The sequence below is a fragment of the Mesorhizobium sp. M1E.F.Ca.ET.063.01.1.1 genome (assembly GCF_003998155.1).
Taxonomy (GTDB): Bacteria; Pseudomonadota; Alphaproteobacteria; order Rhizobiales; family Rhizobiaceae; genus Mesorhizobium.
On the sequence record NZ_RZSC01001073.1, the window covers coordinates 1 to 1,530 of the forward strand.

The following is a 1,530-nucleotide window of genomic DNA, read 5'->3' on the forward strand; positions in this document are numbered from 1 at the left end:
CTCGTCGAAGAAGAAGACGCTGACCACGCTGGTGGCAGAGCCGCTCGAACGCGGCTTCGGCCTCACCCTCGGCAACGCGCTGCGGCGCGTGCTTCTGTCTTCGCTGCGGGGCGCGGCCGTTACCGCCGTGCAGATCGACGGCGTGCTGCATGAATTCTCGTCCATCGCCGGCGTGCGCGAGGACGTGACCGACATCGTGCTCAACATCAAGGAAATCGCCATCCGCATGGAAGGCGATGGTCCCAAGCGCATGGTCGTGCGCAAGCAGGGCCCGGGCGCCGTGCTCGCCGGCGACATCCAGACCGTGGGCGACGTCGAGATCCTCAACCCCGACCACGTCATTTGCACGCTGGACGAGGGCGCCGAGATCCGCATGGAGTTCACCGTCGACACCGGCAAGGGCTACGTGCCGGCCGAGCGCAACCGCGCCGAGGACGCGCCGATCGGCCTGATCCCGGTCGACAGCCTCTATTCGCCGGTCAAGAAGGTCTCCTACAAGGTCGAGAACACCCGCGAGGGCCAGGTTCTCGACTATGACAAGCTGACCATGACGATCGAGACCGACGGTTCGATCTCGGGCGAGGACGCGGTGGCTTTCGCCGCCCGCATCCTGCAGGATCAGCTCGCCCTGTTCGTCAACTTCGACGAGCCGCAGAAGGAAGTCGCCGCCGAGGCCGTCACCGAGCTCGCCTTCAACCCGGCGCTGCTCAAGAAGGTCGACGAGCTGGAACTCTCGGTGCGTTCGGCCAACTGCCTGAAGAACGACAACATCGTCTATATCGGCGACCTGATCCAGAAGACCGAAGCCGAGATGCTGCGCACCCCGAACTTCGGCCGCAAGTCGCTGAACGAGATCAAGGAAGTGCTGGCAGCGATGGGCCTGCACCTCGGCATGGAAGTGCCGGACTGGCCGCCGGAAAACATCGAAGACCTCGCCAAGCGTTACGAAGACCAATATTGAGCATGAATTCCAAGGATCGGCGGCGCGAGCCGCTCGATCCGACGGTCATGCGGAAAACCATCAGAGGCCGTGGCCTCTTGAACAACTGAAGAAGGAAAAGAGCCATGCGCCACGGTTTCAAAGGCCGTCGCTTCGCCCGCAGCGTAAGCCACCGCAAGTCGATGTTCGCCAACCTCGCCGTGTCGCTGATCGAGCACGAGCAGATCGTCACCACCCTGCCGAAGGCGAAGGACCTGCGTCCGATCGTCGAGAAGCTGGTGACGCTCGGCAAGCGCGGCGACCTGCACGCCCGTCGTCAGGTCATCGCCCAGATCGGCAACGAGCCGGTCGTGAAGCGCCTATTCGAGACGATTGCGCCGCGTTACGCGCAGCGCAACGGTGGCTATCTGCGCATCATGAAGGCGGGCTTCCGCAAGGGCGACAACGCCGCGATGGCGGTGATCGAGTTCGTCGCCCGCGACACCTCGGCCAAGGGCGCAGCCGACCGCGCCCGCCTCGAGGCCGAAGGCGGCAACGAGGAAGCCGCGGCCGCCTGAGGTCTCGGCTTTCGAAATTGAATGCGAGGGGCC

General features: G+C 64.5%; 2 protein-coding genes. Both read left to right on the forward strand.

Annotation, left to right across the window (positions count from 1 at the left end; all coding sequences use genetic code 11):
- On the forward strand, positions 1–961 hold a 961-nt coding region (locus tag EOA29_RS36120), incomplete at its 5' end, for a DNA-directed RNA polymerase subunit alpha (protein WP_127222373.1).
- A gap of 104 nt (positions 962–1,065) precedes the next feature.
- The gene (gene rplQ, locus EOA29_RS36125; RefSeq protein ID WP_127222374.1) at positions 1,066–1,497 is read left to right on the forward strand and encodes a 50S ribosomal protein L17; all 432 of its coding nucleotides are present in this window, start codon (positions 1,066–1,068) and stop codon (positions 1,495–1,497) included.
- The last annotated feature ends 33 nt before the right edge of the window (positions 1,498–1,530 follow it).